Source organism: Mesorhizobium sp. B2-3-14 (assembly GCF_006442175.1).
GTDB lineage: Bacteria > Pseudomonadota > Alphaproteobacteria > Rhizobiales > Rhizobiaceae > Mesorhizobium > Mesorhizobium australicum.
Window position 1 is genome coordinate 1 of record NZ_VFVP01000018.1, and the last position, 17,974, is coordinate 17,974.

Here is a 17,974-nt window from a genome sequence, read left to right on the forward strand (position 1 = left end):
GGGGGGGGGGGGCAAGGGGTGACTTAGGGTTTGCATCGCTACTGGCGATCCTTTACCGCCTGCCTATCACCGAATTGATGATCGCACGATCTCGTCGACATAGGTCTGCAGTGCCTTCTTCACGGTTTCACACGGGCCGGTCATCGCTGTTTCTACCGGAGTGAGTCTGTTTGATTGGCCGTCTCGTTCGCCTGTTGCCTCACTGCATCTATCAGGTCTCGTGTCGCCTGGGCGACCTTGGCAACGGGTAGTCGATGAACGCAGTACACGCCGCCCGGATTGCCGGGCTTGCACAAATTGGGCGCAATGCACTGGCAAGGCAACGGCGGCTCAACGGTGCGGTGAAGCACCCCAAGAGGTCCCCAGATGTCGGGTGGCGTGAGGCCATAAAGCCCCACAACCGGGGTTCCGACTGACGCAGCCAGGTGCATTGGGCCGCTCTCGTTTCCCAGAAAGATAAATGCATCCGCAAGCAAAGCAGTTAATGTCTCAAGCGAGATCTTACCGACAACGCTCGCCAATGGTGACGCTGCCATGTCCAAGATTGTCTGCGCGGTTGAGCCTTCATTAGGTCCACCAACCAGTAGTGACCGCAGGCCCGTGGCGGCATAAACCTCGTCGATTATTGCAGCGAACCGTTCAGGTTGCCAACACCGCCCTTCGAACCTTGCTCCAGCGTGCACAGCGACGAAAGCTTTTACAGCCAGCTTGCTTTGCGCCAGAACCTGGGTAGACGCGCTTCGCCCAACCGGTGTGGGTTCAAGCCTCGGCGTCACTTCGCGTAATTCTATCCCAAGGGCTTCAAGCGGGGACAAATATCGGTACAAATAGTGCGCGCCTCCATGACCAAAGGGTTTAGCAAATATATTAGCAGGCTGACCTTCCCAAAACTTCAGGGGCTTTTCCGGGGGGTTGTACCCAACGCGCAGCGGAGCGCCGATTGACCTGTGCAATATCCTTGACGTCTTCGAGTCAGTTACATCAATGGTGAGATCGAATTTTCGGCGACGGAGGTCAGCGACCAAGCTTGAATATTCCTTCACCCGCTGAAGCAGACTTCTACCACCACTTCTACCGTCGAACCCGATGGCCAGGTCCGCGATATTCTGGCTGATTACGAAGTCTCGCAGGCCAGGAGCGCAAAGCATGACTATGGCAGCGTTTGGGTAAGCGAGGCGCAGATTTCGCACGAGCACCGAAGTTAGAATGATGTCCCCGATGTACTTCGTCTGAATAACGAGAATGGACTTGACAGTCTGCCGATCAACCATCGAGATATTCAGCACACCAACCTCCTGAAGGGCGGGTAATGTTGGTCATTGGTCGGTTCGCATCTCCGAGAAATGGATATCTCTTTTCACCACCGGAGCTAGATCATCTTTGCTATAGCGTTCGGGACAGCCCATGTTGCAAGCTTCCCTAAGAAGCACTCGTCATGGCATCTGTCCCTGCCATAAGGGCAATCCAGTTTCCGCAGCGAAGTCCCTATCCTCCGCGTAGATTGGCTCGCCTCTACTCACTACCAGGCGAAGCAACTCCGCATCTTCGTCGGCATGATATCGAAAGGCATTTCGGGTGTCGTATCCATGCCCAGCCTGGGACAGGGAAAACCCGCTGACTACAACAGGGGCGAAACCGGCGAAACGCGTCAACATGATCGAGAAGGCTCCGGTGGAGATTTTCCGGTGCCAGCCGCGGGACACATGATATTTGCCGCTAAGCCGCCAGACGATGTTGGCAAGTTGCCATTTGGTGAGCGCCTGCAAGGTATCAAAACCATAATTGAAGGTGCGACAACCAGCTTTCAGCTTGTCTTCAACGTCCGGCCAAACCGGTACGATCAGATGTTTCGCCTGCCGTCCCTTTAACAAATCGCGCTTGTAGAAGTCCTGTTCGCTCGCGCCGACTAAAATGCCGCGGCGGATGACGGCGATATCAGGAAGGCGGAGGCCGAACGTTTCCGCCAAAAGCTGGGAAGCATTGACGGTCACTAGGGCCCAATCGACACCATGTCCCTCCGGGAGGCGAAAATTCGGCGCTGACCCCATCACCAAGGCGGGACCAGTGGCCCTGGGCAACCGAAGAGTTGGCTTTGAGAAGATTGGCAAGAAATCCAAAAGCGGAGTTTTCATGCGGGAACCTGAACGGCATGTTCCTCAAACGCGCGCAGAATGCTCTCTTCTCGCCTCCACAATTCGTCCCATTGCGTGGTGCCGGACCAACCCGCAAACCAAGGGCCGCCGAGCGTGTAGTGCGCCAGCGAGACATCGGCGGGATCGAGTTCGGAAGCCGAAGCTCCTACGAGGTAGTTCCATGCCAGAGGCAATTCCCCGATCTCGTGGTCCTCAAGCCATTTGAAGGCGTGGAGGTCACGTCCAGGCCACGTATTGAGCATCTCGTTGGTCAGCCGTTTGTTGGAGGGATGATCTAGATTCCACAAAACGACCGACGACCAGTTTTTGCGGCGATAGAACGTCTGCATTTGTCCGTCCATCTTGACCGCTTCGGATTCGCGTTGCTGGTGCTTAACCGCCATAATCGCGTAGGAAGGATCGACTAGATCGAGCAGCTTGGCTGGATCCTTCAGAAACAGGACATCACAATCGCAGAACATGGCCCAGCCGCCTTGCCTTATAAACGGAACGGCAAAGCGCGATATGGCAAACTCGGTCGCCATCGGTGCCTCGGAAATCGGGCACCAGAGCTTACCATCCCGTACCACCATCGGTCGCTTCATAATTCCTTGGGCTTCAAGGTCTTTGAGCACCAATGGTAGTATCTGCAACGGCGTGCTTGTCCGCCGATAAGCGCTCCATCGCGCTACGTCTAGAACGCGGGATTCCCGTGGATCATAGCCGATGTAGATTGGTATCATGCCGCAACCTTATAATTGTGCAAATTTCCTCGAATTAAGCAGGGAAGCACTGCAAGCGGAAGGCCGAAGTACAGCGGATCACTTGGTCACGGTGGCGAGCGTGCACGGTGATCGGCACCAAATGCGCTATTGGAAAAGATCTCGGGAGAAGCGGGCCACGGCCTCTTCCCCGTCCTTGGCGTACCAAGGGTAAATCGTAGTCTTCGGCATTGCGCGTTCCTTTCAATCTGAAGTCAGCGTTCGTTCCTACCTTCTGAAGTAGGTCGCCAACTGTTTTTCTCCACCTTGCGGAAAAAAGTCGGCAGAAGCAGCTATCCACTCCGCGTCGGAGCGCAAATATCTTGACAGAACCCGGCCGCGGCTTGGCCGAGCCCGATCGTGTCTACCGGCTGTGGAACCTTGGCCCTGCAACGCTTTACGAGCGGGAACTAAGGATAAGTCGACATCACACATGGGTCACGGCTAGGTACGGTCCTGGCGCACCCGTCACGTCTGATGCGTCGTCACCAACGCCCGCTTTTCGGCGGCGGCACAGCTGACTCGATAATCGAGATGAGGCGCAAAGCGGCCGTCCAACCGTAGAGTTATGGACGTCTCTCTCCGGTCATTCGGGACGGCAGGCACTAACCGATGTCGGTTTCCTATTCACCCATAACACCCCCGCTCCACCGCCAGCCTCTTCACCAACGCCAGCACCCCATCGATCGCCGGCGTCGGCTTGCCCGTCAGCCGTCCCAGCTCCTGCACGGCGCCCACCAGCGCGTCGATCTCCATCGGGCGGCCGCGTTCCAGGTCCTGCAGCATCGAGGTCTTGTGGTCGCCGACATCGCTGGCGCCCTTGATGCGGCGGTCGACGTCTATGGGGAAGCGCACGCCGAGGCTTTCGCCGATCGCCTGCGCTTCCAGCATCATGGCGCGGGCGAGCGCGCGGGTGCCTTCGTCGGCGACGATGGCGGCCAGCGTCGAGCCGGTCAGCGCCGAGATCGGGTTGAAGGAGAGGTTGCCCCACAACTTTATCCAGATCTCTGCGCGTATGTCGTCGCGCACCGGTGCCTGCAGCCCGGCCTTGATCATCTCCCCGGCCAGGAGCGTGACCCGTTCGCTCTTCTCGCCCGAGGGTTCGCCGAGCGAGAAGCGCCTGCCCTCGACATGGCGGATCAGGCCGGGCGCATCGACCTCGACGGCGGGGTAGACCACCGAGCCGATGACGCGCCGCGGGCCGAGCCGGTTCCAGATCGTGCCGCCGGGGTCGACCTGATGCAGTCTGGTGCCTTCGAGCACGCCGCCGGTTTTATGGAAATACCACCAGGGAACGCCGTTCTGCATGGTGACGACCGCTGTGTGGTCCCCAAGCAGCGGGGCGATCTGGTCGAGCGCGGGCGCGACGGAATGCGCCTTCAGCGCCAGCACGACGTAGTCCTGCGTGCCGAGCTCTTCCGCCTTGGCGGCGGCCTTGACGGGGGCGGTCGTTTCCCGCCCGTCCTCCATCAGGCGCAGGCCATTGGCCTTGATCGCGTCGAGATGCGTGCCGCGCGCGATGATCGACAGCTCGGTGCGGCCGGCGATGGCCAGCTTGGCCGCGACATAGCCGCCGATGGCGCCGGCGCCGAAAATGGTGATCTTCATGATCAGAGCCCGAGCTTGGCGGCGAGCCCGATGCGCTGCAGCTTGCCGGTCGCGCCCTTGGGGATCTCCTCCAGGATCAGCACCTTGCGCGGCACCTTGAAGTCGGCGAGCCGCATCGCGGCGTGGGCGCGGATATCGCCCTCGCTGGCGCTCATGCCTTCGCGCAGCACCACGGCCGCCGCCACCTCCTCGCCGAGCTTGTCATGCGGCATGGCGAAGGTGACGACCTGCGCCACCGCCGGATGGTCCATCAGCACATTGTCGACCTCGAGCGGCGAGATCTTCTCGCCGCCGCGATTTATGATCTCCTTCAGCCGGCCGGTGACCCTGAGATAGCCGTCATCGTCGAGCACGCCCTGGTCGCCGGTGTGGAACCAGGCATGCGCGAAGGCCGTGGCGTTGGCGTCCGGGTTCTTCTCGTAGCCTGAGGTGACATTGGGGCCGCGAATGACGATCTCGCCCGTTTCGCCGGCCTGCATCAGCCGGCCGTCCGGCGCCATCACGGCGACTTCGGGTCCGCCGGCGGCACCGACGCTGCCCGGCTTGCGCAGGCCGGGCGGCAGCCGGTTCGACGCCATCTGGTGCGCGGCCTCGGTCATCCCGTAGGATTCGATGACCGGGCAGCCGAAAGTCGCCTCGAGTTCGGCCATCACCTGCGCCGGCAGCGAAGCCGAGGACGAGCGGATGAAGCGCAGGCGTGCCGCCGCCAATGCTTCGGCGTTGCGCGCCGCGCGCGCCAGGATCGCCTGGTGCATGGTCGGCACCGCCGTGTACCAGCTCGGCCCGGCGTCGCTCAGCCACTGGAAGAAGCGCAGCGCGTTGAAGCCTGGCGTGCAGTAGATGCTGCCGCCTGATGCCAGCGACGACAGCACCGCCGCGATCAGCCCATGGATGTGGAACAGCGGCATGATGTTGAGGCAGCGGTCATCCGCCGTCAGGCCGAGCGTGGCGCCGATATGGCGGGCGGAGGCCGCGACATTGGCATGGCTGAGCGGCACCAGCTTGGGGCGTGACGTCGTGCCCGACGTGTGCAGCAGAAGCGCGATGTCACCGTCCCCGGCCATGGCGGGAGCCGCTTGCGATCCGACCGCCGCGCCCTCGATGGTGAAGCTGCCGGCCGGCGCGTCCGGCGGCGCGATGAGCCGCAGCACGCCAATGCCGAGGCGCTCGGCCACAGTCAAGGCAGGGCCAGTCTCGGTCTCGGCGACCAGGATCGCCTTGGCGCCGATGTCGGTCAGGTAGAAATCGAGCTCGTCCGCCCGGTAGGCGGGGTTGAGCGGCGCCGTCGAGGCTGTGGCGGCGACAGCGATGAAAGCCGTCGCCATCTCCGGCCCGTTGGGCAGCACGATCGCCACCCGGTCGCCTCGGCCGATGCCGCGTGCATGGAGCTGCGTGGCGGTGGTGGCGATCAGCGCGCGCAGCCTGCCATGGGTCAGCGTCGGCCTGTCGGGCGCCAGGATCGCCGGCGCGTCGTCGGCGCCGGCGACGAGGCGGTGGGAAAGGTCTGTGTGGATTTGGGTCATGGTCACCAGCTATGTTTCAAGACTATGGCTTGCGAAAGTCCATCTGATGTCAGCGCCGCCCCTCATTGCCCTGCCGGGCATTTCTCCCCGTATAGGGACGGGGAGAAAGGGGCAGTTTCGGCCTCGGCGCCTGTTCAGCGTGGGCGATTGGCGGAACCGTCGATGACAGTGTCCCCTCTCCCCGTCACTATACGGGGAGAGGATGCCGGCAGGCAGGTGAGGGGCAGCGCCAGCGCCCGGTAGTTGCCCTGCCCATCCCCTCAATACCCCAGCGCCATCCCGTCCTTGCGCGGATCGGATGCCCCCGTCAGCGTTCCCTTTTCCCAGTCGATCAGCACCGCCTGGCCGCCGCCCAGCGGATGGTGCGGCTCGGTGATGGCGTGGCCGCGCCGCCGCAGGCCTTCGACGGCCTCGGCGGGCACGTTGCGCTCCGCCTCCACCATACCGTCATTGTAGAACACGCGCGGCGCATCGAGCGCCTGCTGCGGGTCCATGCCGAAATCGATCATGTTGGTCAGAAGATGGACATGGCCGAAGGGCTGGTAGCCGCCGCCCATGACGCCGAACGGCATCACCACGCGGCCGTTTTTGGTCGCCATGCCGGGCATGATCGTGTGCATCGGCCGCTTGCTGGGCGCGATGGCGTTGGGATGACCTGCGTCAAGGCGGAAGCTCGAGCCGCGGTTCTGCAGCACCACGCCGGTCTTGGGACCGACGACGCCGCTGCCGAACGAATAATAGGTCGAGTTGATGAAGGAGACCGCGTTGCGGTCGCGGTCGACGATCGAGATATAGACCGTGTCGCTGCCCGGCAGCTGCACGTCGGGCAAATGGGTCATGGCGTGCTCGCGGTCGATCTCGGCGCGCAGCCGGTCGGCATAGGCTGCCGACAGAAGCTGCCTCACCGGCACCGGGACATGGTCCTGGTCGCCGACGAAACGGTCGCGGTCGCGATAGGCCAGCCGCCCGGCCTCGATCTCCAGGTGCAGGCGCTCGGCGCCGTTAGGGTCGAGCCCATCGAGCTTGAAGCCCGACAGCACGTTCAGCATCAAAAGCGCCGTCAGCCCCTGGTTGTTCGGCGGCATCTGGTGGATCTCGTGGCCGCCATAGCTGACGCTCACCGGCGCCACATAGTCGCCCCTGGTCGCGGCGAAATCGTCCGCCGTGTGCAGCCCGCCCAGCTCCTTGAGCCGGCGCACCATGTCGTCGGCGACCGCGCCTTCGTAGAACCCGGCGCGGCCCTGTTTGGCGATCACCCGGAGAGTGGCGGCCAACGCGGGCTGCTTGTGCACGTCGCCGGCCTTCGGCGCCATGCCGCCCGGCAGGAAGATGCGCGCGGCATGCTCGTCGGCGGAAAGATCGGTTTCGGGTTCGGCCCAGTCGAAGGCGACGCGGTCGTGCACGACATAGCCGTTCTCGGCGTAGTGGATCGCCGGCGCCAGCACCTCGGCCAGGCTCTTGCTGCCATGGTCCTCCAGCAGCCGGCACCAGGCGTCGATGGCGCCCGGCACGGTCACCGCATGCGGCCCCTGTTTGGGAAGCTCGCTAAAACCCTTGTCGCGATACCAGTCGACGGTCGCGGCCGCCGGTGCACGCCCCGAGCCGTTGAAAGCCAGCACTTCGCTTTGCCCCTTGGGGCAGTAGAGGACAAAGCAATCGCCGCCTATCCCCGTCGATTGCGGCTCGACCACGCCCTGCACGGCGGCGGCGCAGATGGCGGCATCCATGGCATTGCCGCCGGCGCGCAGTATCTCGATGGCCGCAAGCGTCGAGAGCGGATGCGATGTCGCGGCAATCGCTTCCGTGGCACGAACCGGCGAGCGGCCGGGAAACTGGAAATCACGCATCTGGTCTGGGTATCCCCCGGTGTCTTGAAGAAAATGGGCACTTGAAGCGAATGGGTCCGATGAAATCAATGCCGGCGGCCGAAGATCTGCGCCAGCGATAACAGCAGGACAGACAGCGCGATCAGGCAGGTCGAGATGGCGGCGATGGTCGGGTCGATCTGGTCGCGCAGCGCGTTGAACATGCGGCGTGTCAGTGTCGTGGTCTCCCCGCCCGAGATGAACAGCGAGACGACAACTTCGTCGAAGGAGGTGATGAAGGCAAACAGCGCACCCGAGACGATCGAGAAGCGGATCTGCGGCATCGTCACTTGCCAGAAGGCGGCGATGCGCCCCGCACCCAGGCTGCGCGCCACCCGCTCCTGGTTCATGTCGTAGGAGCGCAGGCCCGACAGCACCGTCAGCACCACCAGCGGCAGCGCCTGCACCGTATGCGCGATGACCAGGCCGATCAGCGTGTTGTTGAGGCCGATGCGCGCATAGAGGAAGAAGGTGCCGATGCCGACCAGGATCACCGGGATGATCAGCGACGCCGTCAGCAGCGCGTTGATGGTGCCGTTGAAGCGCAGCGTGCCCCGGTTGATAGCATAGGCGGCGGCAGTGCCGAGCGGCGTCGCCACCAGCGCGGTCATGACCGCGACCTTCACCGACACGATGGTGGCGTCGCGCCATTCCAGCGACTGGAAATAGCTTTCATACCAGCGCAGCGACCATTGCCGCGGCGGGAACTGCAGCAGCGTCGAATCCGAGAACGACATGATGACGATGATGACCGACGGCGCGATCAGGAACAACAGCACGAGGCCGCCGAAGGCGTAGAGCCACAGCCGTTGCCGATGCGAGATCGGCAATCCGATATCTTCACTCATCGCGAACTCCATACGCCGGTGGCGCGCGCGCCGAGCAGCCACTGGAACAGGCCGAGAAGCGCCAGCGTGACCACCAGCAGCACCACGCCGAGTGCCGCACCGGCGCCCCAGTTGGAATAGAGGCTGGTGGTCTGTTCCATGCGCATCGCCCACATCACCACCTTGCCGCCACCCATCAGCGCCGGCGTCACGAAGAAACCGAGGCACAGCACGAAGACGATGACCACGCCGGAGGCGAGGCCCGGCACCGACAGCGGAAAGAAGATCTGCCGGAAGGTGGCGGCCGGGCCGGCGCCGAGGTTCATGCCGGCGCGCAGGCAGTCGGTGTCGATCGTCTTCATCGAGGCATAGAGCGGCAAAACCAGAAACGGCAGCAATATGTGCGTCATGCCGATGACGACGCCCGAAAAATTGTTGGCCAGCGACAGCGGCTGGCTGATCACGCCGAGATCGATGAGCCAGCTGTTGATCAGGCCCTTGCGCTGCAGGATCACCAGCCAGGCATAGGTGCGCACCAGCACCGACGTCCAGAACGGCAGGATGACGAAGATCAGGCAGATCGATGCGGCCCGGCGCGGCAGCTGCGACAACATGTAGGCCAGGGGATAGCCTGTTAGCACGCAGGCGCCGGTGACGATGAAGGCGACCTCGAAGGTGGTGATGAAGGTCCTGATGTAGGAGGCCTGCTCGAAGAAACGCGCATAGTTGGCGGCGCTCAAGGCGCCGGTCTCGTCGAACAGCGACAGCCAGAACAGCCAGCCGATCGGCACGATGATGATCGCGCAGACAAGGAACAGGCTCGGCGCCAGCAGCGCCAGCAGCCGCAATGACTCGCGCCGCGCATCGGCGCGCAGGGCCTGCGCGTTCAGGTCCTGCCCTGCCGGGCGGGCGGTCTCCGTCACGAAGGCGGACTGCGCGCTCATCCCTCGGCCGCCACCAGGATCGTGTCCTTGGCATCGAGGCCGAGCGTGATCGGCTGGCCCGGCGCCGGCAGCCTTGCCAGCACATCGCTGCGGCAATAGTCGCGCAGCGTCAGCTGGCGGCCGTCGCGCAGGCTGGCATAGCAGACAAAACTGTCGCCCTGGTAGATGATGTCGCTGACCGTCGCATCGAGCACATTGACGCCGGTCGACGGGTCGGATGCCGTGACCAGCCGCAGCTTCTCCGGTCGCACCACCATCAGATGCGGACCGGCCGGCGGCGTCGGTGCGCCGGTCTGGATCAGCCTGTCCTCATACCAGACCGAGCCATTGCGGCTTTCGACCGGGATGAAGTTCGATTCGCCGATGAAGCCGGCTACGAATTGCGTCTTCGGCGCGGCATAAAGCGTTTCGGGCCTGTCGAGCTGTTCGATGCGGCCACCGTTCATCACCGCGATACGGTCCGACATGGTGATGGCTTCGCGCTGGTCGTGCGTGACATAGACCGTGGTCATGCCGAGACGGCGATGAAGCGCACGCAATTCGATCTGCATATGCTCGCGCAGGCCCTTGTCGAGCGCCGACAGCGGTTCGTCCATCAAGACGATGCGCGGCTCGAAGACGATGGCGCGCGCCAGGGCCACGCGCTGGCGCTGGCCGCCGGAAAGCTGGTCCACCCGGCGCTCGCCCAGGCCATGCAGCTTCACCAGCTCCAGCGCCTTCTCCACCCGCTGCGCTGTCTCTGTCACACCGACGCCGCGCTGCTTCAGCGGAAAGGCGATGTTGTGGAAGACGTTCATATGCGGAAACAGCGCATAGTTCTGGAACACCATGCCGATATTGCGCCGGTGCGGCGGCGTGGTGATGATCTCGTCGCCGCCGACCTTGATCGATCCGCCATTGGCTCGCACGAAACCGGCCAGGATCATCAGCAGCGTCGTCTTCCCCGAGCCCGAAGGCCCAAGCAGCGTCAGGAACTCGCCAGCCTCGACATCGAGGTTCAGGTCGCGCAGCACCGGCACGCTGCCAAATCGTTTCTCGATCGCGCGCATGCCGATCGGCAGCGCGGATGGTGCAATGGACAAGATCGTTATCTCCGAGGCAGAGACTGAAGAAGCGGGGCGGCGCTGCTGCCGTCCCGCAATGTCAGGATTCCGGCCTATTGCTGGATCAGGTTGTTGAACTTTTCCGTCGCCTCGACGAGGTTGTCGCGCCAGAACTCGGCATCCTGCAATACCTGCTTCTTGACGTTTTCGGGCGCCGAATTGATGTCCTTGATCCGCTCCGGCGGGATCTTGCCGGTCTCGAAGGCCTTCTCGTTCACCGGTCCATTGTCGACATAGAGCGGCAGGTTGGCCTGCAATTGCGGGCTGACGAACATGGCCAGCGCCTTCATCGCCGCGTCCTTGTTCTTGGCGCCCTTGGGGATGACCATGCAATCGGCGGTGAGCACGCCCTGGTCGAAGGAGAAGCTGACCGGCGCGCCCTCCTTCTTCAAAGTGCCGGCGCGGCCGTTCCAGATGCTCGCCATGTCGACTTCGCCATCCTTCACCAGTTGCATGGCCTGGGCGCCGGAGGTCCACCAGGCATCGACATGGCCTCGGATTTTGTCGACCGATTTCAGCGCGCCGTCGATATCGACGGGATAGACCTTGTCGATCGGCAGGCCGGAGGCGAGTGCTGCGACGCTCAGCGTCTCCGTCGCCTGGCTGCTGCTCAGCGCGCGCCGTCCCGGAAACTTTTCCACGTTCCAGAAGTCGGCCCATGTCTTCGGGCCCTTGTCGCCGAAGACATCGGTCCGGTAGATCAGCACGACGGACGTGTAGGAAATGCCGACCCAATCGTCATGCACCAGCTTGGGGTTGATGCCGCTCTTGTCGATGATGCCGTAATCCAGCTTTTCGAACAGCCCCTCCTTCGAGCCGCGCGCGCATTCGTCGGCGCCGAGTTCGGTGATGTCCCATTTCACCGCATTGCCGGTCACCTGCAGGCGTACGTCATCGAGGCCGTTGGTCGTGTCTTCCTTGATGGTGATGCCGAGCGCATCGGCGGTCGGCTTGAAGAAGGCCTTGGTCTGCGCCTCCTGATAGGTGCCGCCCCATGAGGCGACGGTGATCGTGTCGGCGGCGACGGCGGGCACTGCCACGGAGGCAATGAGCCCGGCTATCGCTAGAGTTCTAAAGCTGGTGGTCCTGTTCATTTCGGTTCTCCGACCGGTGTTCCCATTTGTTTTTTGATTTGGCATGCGATTTTGTATACAATTTAGAATGTAGCCGAGAGATCGGTGTTGTCAACTGCGACGGGCGCGATCGGTTGGACGGCGGGAACGGCGCCGCGGGGCGTGGCAAATTACGCCGACTGCGACTACAAACGAGGCGATGTCCGGCTAAAGCGGCCGGAGAACTGGAAACGGAACTTGGCCAAGGAACCAAAAAACACGCTGCGCGACTCGGTCTATTCCGCGCTCAAGGCGATGATCGTGACCGGCCAGATTCCGCCGGGTTCACGCGTCACCGAAAGCGACATCGCGGCGAAACTCAATGTCAGCCGCACCCCCGTGCGCGAAGCCTTCAATCGCCTTGAGCGCGACGGGCTGGTCACCGGCCGGCCGCGCCAGGGCTATGCCGTCACCGAGTTCGACATCAACATGTTCCGCGAGGCCTTCGCCATCCGCGAACTGCTCGACGGTCACGCGACCGAACTGGCGGCGGCCGCTGCGACCGAGAAGGACAAGGCGCGGCTGCGCGCCATGCTGGCCGAGTGCGAGCGGCTGGCCGCCATTCCAGATCGCACGACGCGGGAAAAATTCCAGGAACTGGAGGTCGGCATCGATCTCCACCGCGTCATTGCCGAGATCAGCGGCAATGTCATGCTGCATGGCATGCTGTGCGGCATCCTCGACAAGTGCCAGCATTATGTCTGGACCGAACTCTTGTGGCTCGATGAATGGAAGATCGCCCGCGACGAACACGCCGAGATCGTCGAGGCGATCTGCGCAAACGATGTCAGCCGCGCCGGCGCCCTGGCCCGCGCGCATGTGCGCGGTTCGCGCGAGAACGTGCTGCGCCTGCTGCAGGCGAAATCGGATTATCAGAGCTTCCTGGCCAAGGCGTCCTGAGCGGACAGCCATTCGTCCTACTAGGTTAAGCCGCCCTTTCCGAGCGTGGCCACCGCGTCGACGATCCGGGTGAAGCTCGCGCGGGCGCGGCCAACGGCATGCCGAGCCCTGAGATAGCCGTGCACCAGGCCGGGCTCCTCGAACCAGGCGGCGCGCCCGCCCGCCGCGACGATGCGGTCGCGATAAGCCTCGCCATCGGATGACAGCGGGTCGCACTGGGCGGTAATCAGCACGGTCGGCGGCAGATTGGCGAAATCGGCATCGGCCAGCGGATACAGCGTGATGTCACCGGTCTGGTCCACGCCGCCGGTACGGACGTATTTGTAGAATTCAAGGTCGCGCACCGTCAGCATCGGCGCTTCGGCATGCGTCACATAGGAGCCGCGCGCGCGATCGCCGCCGAGACCGGGATAGATCAGCACCTGGCCGATCGGCTTTTTCGCGTGGCCACGTGTCGCGTGCGCAACGGCGGCGCAAAGATTGCCGCCGGCGCTGTCACCGCACAGCAAGACCGGGCGGTCGTAGGTCCCGGCGGCCCATTCGATGGCGCTCATCGCATCGTCGAAAGCGGCCGGATGCAGATGCTCCGGCGCCAGCCGGTAGTCGACCGAGACCACCTCATAACCGGTGCGGCCGCAAAGCTCGGCGCAGACGTCGTCATGGCTGTCCAGCCCGCCGAGGATAAAGCCCCCGCCATGGAAGTAGAGCACCATGGCGGCATGGTCCGGCTTTGCGTTGCGGTAGATGCGCATCGGGATATCGCATGCCGGCCCGGCAATAGCGGTGGTCTCCGCAGTCACCCCCTCGGGGTAGCCGGCAAAGAACTCGCGGCACATGCGATGGTAGATCTCGCGCTGCTGCGCGATGGTGGAATCGATCGTGTCGGGCGGATAATAGGAATTCGTCCGCTCGATGAAAGCCCAGGTCTCGGCGTCGATCAGGGTTTTGTAGTCGGTCATGCCGGCTCAACCGACTTCGAAGGTCGAGCCCAGGCACCCCCCTCTGGCCTGCCGGCCATCTCCCCCGCAAGGGGGGAGATTGGCAGCTTCGCCTGCGGTGCTTTTGTCGCAGCGCTGGCGATTGGCGAAGGCGGAAACGTCATCCGATCTCCCCCCTTGCGGGGGAGATGGCCGGCAGGCCAGAGGGGGGTGTGACGGAACATCATCGTCGGCGAGCTATCTCCCCTTCCATACCGGTTCGCGCTTTTCGGCGAAGGCGCGGAAACCTTCCATGCCGTCCTCCGACCCATAGAGCGCATCGACCGTCGGCAGTTGCCGGCGCGTCACCTTGTTCATCGCCTCCTGGAAGGTCAGCGATTCCGCCACCCGCGCGGTCTCCTTGATCGCTGCGAACACCAGCGGCGGGCCGCTGGCGAGCAGCCGGGCGATCTCCCAGACGCGGTCCTCGAGCTTTTCCTTGGGCAGCACCTCGTTGACCAGGCCCCAGCGATGCGCCTCGGCGACATCCATCCAGCGGCCGGTGAGCAAAAGGTCCATGGCGACATGATAGGGGATGCGCTTCGGCAGCTTGATCGTCGCCGCGTCGGCCAGCGTGCCGGCGCGGATTTCGGGCAGCGCGAAGGAGGAGTGGTCGGAGGCGTAGATGAGGTCGCAGGACAGCGCCAGCTCGAAGCCGCCGCCCACCGCCATGCCGTTGACGCAGGCGATGACCGGCTTGTTCAGGTCGCGTAATTCCTGCAGCCCGGCAAAACCGCCGACGCCATAGTCGCCGTCCACCGCGTCGCCGCTCGCGGCGGCCTTGAGGTCCCAGCCGGCGCTGAAGAACTTGTCGCCGGCGGTCTTGACGATGGCGACGCGCAGGTCGGGATCGTCGCGGAACGCCTTGAAGGTTTCGCCCATCAGCCGCGATGTTTTCAGGTCGATGGCATTGGCCTTGGGGCGGTCGAGCGTGACCTCGAGGATCAAGCCTTCGCGGCGGGTCGAAATGACGTCAGACATTCTTGTTTTCTCCCAGCACCAGCAATGCATCGGCGATCCAGGCGCCCTTGCCCTCGGAGCAGACGATCAGCGGATTGATGTCGAGTTCCTCGATCTCGCCGGCATTCTCCTGCACGAAACCGGCAATGCCCGCGATGGCGTCGATGGCGGCCGCGAGATCGGCCTTCGGCCGGCCGCGATAGCCCTCGAGCAGCGGGAACAGTTTCAGGCCGCGCAGTGCGGCCTCGATGTCGTCGCGCGTTGCCGGCAGCATCAGCGTGACGCTGTCGCGCAGCAATTCGACCAGCACGCCGCCAGTGCCCAGCGTCATCACGGCGCCGAACATCGGATCGCGGGTGAAGCCGACGATCAGTTCGGCGACGCCGTCGCGCACCATGCGCTCGACATAGAGCCCGGTGCCGAGCGGCAACAGGTCATGCGCTGCGGTGCTGACCGATTCGGCGTCCTTGAGGTTCAGCCTGACGGCGCCGACCTCGGACTTGTGGGTGACGCCAAGCGCCTTCAGGGCGACGGGGAAGCCAAGCGCCATGGACGAGATCACCGCTTCGACCGCATTGTCGGCGCGTTCGCCTTTTGGCACCGGAAGCCCGGCCTTGATCAGCCGCGCCTTGGCTTGCGCCTCGTCGGGCGTGGAATGGTCGCCGCCGGCAGCACCGGAGGCGGAGGTATCCACCGGCTGCGCCTGCGGTTCGCGCCAGGCCCAGCCGATGAAGGCCGCGGCCTGGGCGGCGTCCATCGCCTCCGAAATCCCGAACAAAGGCACCATGCCACGCGCCATCAGCTCGGCGGTGTATTCTTCCGGCAGGTTCTCCGGCAGCGAGGAGACGATGGCGCCACGCGCCTTGTTGGTCTTCAGCGCCGATTCGAAAGCGCGCAGCGTCGCCCACCAGTCGGTCACCGAGCAGCGATCGGGACGCGGGAAGTCGAGCACCAGCATGTTGAGGTCGAAGCCGCCCGACACCATGGCGGTGAAGGTGGCGGTCATCGCCGGCTCGTTGTTCCAGATGAAGGTGTGATAGTCCAGGGGATTGGCCACCGCGACCAGCGGCCCGAGCGTCGATTTGACATGGGCGCGATGGGTGTCGTTCAGGACCGGGAAGTTGACCCATCGGCCTTCGGCGCTGTCGGCCATGACCGATGCCTCGCCGCCCGAACAACTCATCGACGACAAGGTATAGCCAGGCAGCGGGCCGGTGATGTGCAGCAGCTTCAGCGCCTCGATGAAGGAGGGGATGGAATCGACGCGAGCGATGCCAAGCCGCTTCAGGAAGGCGCCGGAAGCAGCGTCCGAGCCGGCAAGCGAAGCGGTGTGCGAGACGGTTGCCTGCCGCGCTTGTTCGGAGCGGCCGACCTTCATGGCGATGATCGGCTTCTTGAGCTCACGTGCCCTTGCCGCCAGGCGCTCGAAGCCGGCTACCGAATCGAACGCCTCGATGTGCAGGCCAAGCGCGGTGACGCGCTCGTCCTCGATCAGGCCGAGCGCCATTTCGGACAGGCCGGTCTGCGCCTGGTTGCCGGCGGTCATCAGGAAGGCGATCGGTAGGCCGCGCTTCTGCATCGTCATGTTGATGGCGATGTTGGACGACTGGGTGATGATGGCGACACCCTTGCCGCCGCCTTCCAGCCTGATGCCGCCATGCTGGTCTGGCCACAAAAGCGCGCCGTCGGCATAGTTGATCAGGCCGTAGCAGTTCGGTCCGATGATCGGCATCTGGCCGGCGGCGGCCACCAGTTCGGCCTGCAGCCGCTCGCCGTCCTCGTCATAGGCCTCGGTCTCGAGGAAGCCGGCGGCAAAGCAGACGGCGCCGCCGGCGCCGCGTTCGGCCAGCGCCTTGACCACCTCGATGGTGAGGTGCCGGTTGACGCCGACAAAGGCGGCGTCCGGCGCGCCGGGCAGATCGGCGACGGATCGGTAGGCCTTGCGTCCGGCCACTTCGTCCTTGGTTGGGTGCACCGGCCAGATCTCGCCGGCAAAGCCCATCTTGATCGATTGCGCGACGACGGCGGCGGCCTGCACGCCGCCGAACACGGCGATCGATTTGGGGCGCAGGAGGCGTTCAAGTTTATGCATCGATCAAGCCCCGAACGGACGCAGCAGCGCCCGCGAAATAATATGTCGCTGAATCTCCGACGTGCCTTCCCAGATGCGCTCGACGCGGGCGTCGCGCCAGATGCGCTCCAGCGGCAGGTCATCCATCAGCCCCATGCCGCCATGGATCTGGATGGCCTCGTCGGCAACGAAGGCGAGCATTTCGGTGGCCTTCAGCTTGGCCATGGCCATGTCCTGATCGGTGACGGTGCCCTGATCGTACTTCCAGCCGGCTTCGAACACCATCAGGTCGGCGGCCTTGAGTTCCGTCGCCATGTCGGCGAGCTTGAACGACACGCCCTGGAACTTGCCGATCTGCTGGCCGAACTGCTGGCGCTGCGCGGCATATTCGACCGCATGGCCGAGCGCTCGCTCGGCACGGCCGAGGCAGGTGGCGCCGACCTGCAGCCGCGTGGCGCCGAGCCAGGAATTGGCGACGTCGAAGCCCTTGTGCACCTCGCCCAGAACCTGGGATGCCGGCAGCCGGCAGTCGTCGAATTCGAGAATGGCGTTGGTGTAGCCGCGATGCGAGACATTGCGATAGCCGTCGCGCACCGTGAATCCCTTGGTGCCCTTGTCGACGAAGAAGGCGGTGATCTTCTTGCGCTTTCCGCGCGGTGAATCCTCTTCGCCCGAGGCCATGAAGACGATGGCGAAATCGGCGAGATCGGCGTGGGAGATAAAATGCTTGGTGCCGTTCAGCACCCAGTCGTCGCCATCCTGCACGGCGGTCGCCTTCATGCCGCGCAGGTCGGAGCCGGCGCCCGGCTCGGTCATCGCCAGGCAGTCCCATTTCTCGCCGCGGATGCAGGGGAAAAGATACTTTTCGCGCTGCTCCGGCGTGCCGGCGAGCAGGATGTTGGAAGGGCGCGCCACGCAGGTCCAATGCAGTGCGTAATTGGCGCGGCCGAGTTCCTTCTCGTAGAGCAGCCAGGTCACCGTATCGAGCCCCGCGCCGCCGACATCGGCAGGCATGTTGGCGGCATAGAGGCCCGCCTCGATCGCCTTCGCCTTGATCTCCTCGATCAGCTCGCGGCGCAGCACGCCAGTGCGCTCGACCTCGCGCTCGTGCGGATAAAGCTCGTTCTCGACGAAGGCGCGCGTCGTTTCGACAATGAGTTTCTGCTCTTCCGAAAGACCGAAATCCATGGT

The 17,974-nt window shown here is 63.9% G+C and carries 15 protein-coding genes; 1 reads left to right on the plus strand and 14 read right to left on the minus strand.

The window, feature by feature from the left end:
* Positions 1-152 precede the first annotated feature (152 nt).
* The 10 genes from FJ950_RS28680 to FJ950_RS28730 all read right to left on the minus strand — a co-directional run bounded on the left by FJ950_RS28680 (position 153) and on the right by FJ950_RS28730 (position 11,857).
* Entirely contained in the window at positions 153-1,286 is a 1,134-nt protein-coding gene (locus FJ950_RS28680; protein ID WP_246681401.1) for a glycosyltransferase family 9 protein, read from the minus strand.
* A 147-nt stretch (positions 1,287-1,433) separates the two neighbouring features.
* Positions 1,434-1,991 (minus strand): hypothetical protein, encoded by a 558-nt coding sequence (locus tag FJ950_RS28685; RefSeq protein WP_246681402.1) that lies wholly within the window; start codon positions 1,989-1,991, stop codon positions 1,434-1,436.
* A gap of 137 nt (positions 1,992-2,128) precedes the next feature.
* Positions 2,129-2,767 (minus strand): hypothetical protein, encoded by a 639-nt coding sequence (locus FJ950_RS28690; RefSeq protein WP_224525446.1) that lies wholly within the window; start codon positions 2,765-2,767, stop codon positions 2,129-2,131.
* Positions 2,768-3,520: 753 nt separating this feature from the next.
* Complete coding sequence (locus FJ950_RS28695; RefSeq protein WP_140620544.1) at positions 3,521-4,501, minus strand: 2-dehydropantoate 2-reductase; 981 nt, start codon at positions 4,499-4,501, stop codon at positions 3,521-3,523.
* A gap of 2 nt (positions 4,502-4,503) precedes the next feature.
* Positions 4,504-6,024, minus strand: coding sequence for an acyl--CoA ligase (locus FJ950_RS28700; protein WP_181171478.1), 1,521 nt, complete (start codon positions 6,022-6,024; stop codon positions 4,504-4,506).
* 260 nt (positions 6,025-6,284) lie between these two features.
* Positions 6,285-7,871: a gamma-glutamyltransferase gene (gene ggt / locus FJ950_RS28710; RefSeq protein WP_140620550.1), complete on the minus strand. Its 1,587-nt coding sequence runs from the start codon at positions 7,869-7,871 to the stop codon at positions 6,285-6,287.
* Positions 7,872-7,936: 65 nt separating this feature from the next.
* Entirely contained in the window at positions 7,937-8,737 is an 801-nt protein-coding gene (locus FJ950_RS28715) for an ABC transporter permease (RefSeq protein ID WP_140620552.1), read from the minus strand.
* Positions 8,734-9,660 carry an ABC transporter permease gene (locus FJ950_RS28720; RefSeq protein WP_140620554.1) on the minus strand — a complete coding sequence of 309 codons (927 nt, stop codon included), beginning with the start codon at positions 9,658-9,660 and terminating at the stop codon, positions 8,734-8,736. Before FJ950_RS28720 ends, FJ950_RS28715 begins: the two co-directional genes overlap by 4 nt.
* A complete protein-coding gene (locus FJ950_RS28725; protein ID WP_140620556.1) occupies positions 9,657-10,742 on the minus strand; it encodes an ABC transporter ATP-binding protein in 1,086 nt (361 codons plus the stop codon). Before FJ950_RS28725 ends, FJ950_RS28720 begins: the two co-directional genes overlap by 4 nt.
* Before the next feature lie 74 nt (positions 10,743-10,816).
* Entirely contained in the window at positions 10,817-11,857 is a 1,041-nt protein-coding gene (locus FJ950_RS28730) for an ABC transporter substrate-binding protein (protein WP_023772116.1), read from the minus strand.
* A 216-nt stretch (positions 11,858-12,073) separates the two neighbouring features.
* On the opposite strand from FJ950_RS28730, the gene FJ950_RS28735 reads away from it, so the two are divergent.
* Positions 12,074-12,775, plus strand: a complete 702-nt coding sequence (locus FJ950_RS28735) for a GntR family transcriptional regulator (protein WP_181171410.1) — start codon at positions 12,074-12,076, stop codon at positions 12,773-12,775.
* 20 nt (positions 12,776-12,795) lie between these two features.
* Here FJ950_RS28735 and FJ950_RS28740 read toward each other — a convergent pair whose 3' ends face one another.
* From FJ950_RS28740 to FJ950_RS28760, 4 genes are all read right to left on the minus strand, one after another.
* The gene (locus FJ950_RS28740) at positions 12,796-13,734 is read right to left on the minus strand and encodes an alpha/beta hydrolase (RefSeq protein WP_140620560.1); all 939 of its coding nucleotides are present in this window, start codon (positions 13,732-13,734) and stop codon (positions 12,796-12,798) included.
* A 216-nt stretch (positions 13,735-13,950) separates the two neighbouring features.
* Positions 13,951-14,733 (minus strand): carnitinyl-CoA dehydratase, encoded by a 783-nt coding sequence (locus FJ950_RS28750; protein WP_140620564.1) that lies wholly within the window; start codon positions 14,731-14,733, stop codon positions 13,951-13,953.
* Entirely contained in the window at positions 14,726-16,804 is a 2,079-nt protein-coding gene (locus FJ950_RS28755; protein WP_140620566.1) for an acetate--CoA ligase family protein, read from the minus strand. Before FJ950_RS28755 ends, FJ950_RS28750 begins: the two co-directional genes overlap by 8 nt.
* A 3-nt stretch (positions 16,805-16,807) precedes the next feature.
* Positions 16,808-17,971: an acyl-CoA dehydrogenase gene (locus FJ950_RS28760; protein WP_023772121.1), complete on the minus strand. Its 1,164-nt coding sequence runs from the start codon at positions 17,969-17,971 to the stop codon at positions 16,808-16,810.
* Positions 17,972-17,974: the final 3 nt, after the last annotated feature.

What these genes read in the sequence shown, in the direction of transcription:
- FJ950_RS28730 (WP_023772116.1), bottom strand. Translation starts at nt 11,857, where the DNA reads ATGAACAGGACCACCAGCTTTAGAACTCTAGCGATAGCCGGGCTCATT.
- FJ950_RS28695 (WP_140620544.1), bottom strand. Translation starts at nt 4,501, where the DNA reads ATGAAGATCACCATTTTCGGCGCCGGCGCCATCGGCGGCTATGTCGCG.
- FJ950_RS28755 (WP_140620566.1), bottom strand. Translation starts at nt 16,804, where the DNA reads ATGCATAAACTTGAACGCCTCCTGCGCCCCAAATCGATCGCCGTGTTC.
- FJ950_RS28715 (WP_140620552.1), bottom strand. Translation starts at nt 8,737, where the DNA reads ATGAGTGAAGATATCGGATTGCCGATCTCGCATCGGCAACGGCTGTGG.
- FJ950_RS28740 (WP_140620560.1), bottom strand. Translation starts at nt 13,734, where the DNA reads ATGACCGACTACAAAACCCTGATCGACGCCGAGACCTGGGCTTTCATC.
- ggt (WP_140620550.1), bottom strand. Translation starts at nt 7,871, where the DNA reads ATGCGTGATTTCCAGTTTCCCGGCCGCTCGCCGGTTCGTGCCACGGAA.
- FJ950_RS28760 (WP_023772121.1), bottom strand. Translation starts at nt 17,971, where the DNA reads ATGGATTTCGGTCTTTCGGAAGAGCAGAAACTCATTGTCGAAACGACG.
- FJ950_RS28720 (WP_140620554.1), bottom strand. Translation starts at nt 9,660, where the DNA reads ATGAGCGCGCAGTCCGCCTTCGTGACGGAGACCGCCCGCCCGGCAGGG.
- FJ950_RS28700 (WP_181171478.1), bottom strand. Translation starts at nt 6,024, where the DNA reads ATGACCCAAATCCACACAGACCTTTCCCACCGCCTCGTCGCCGGCGCC.
- FJ950_RS28750 (WP_140620564.1), bottom strand. Translation starts at nt 14,733, where the DNA reads ATGTCTGACGTCATTTCGACCCGCCGCGAAGGCTTGATCCTCGAGGTC.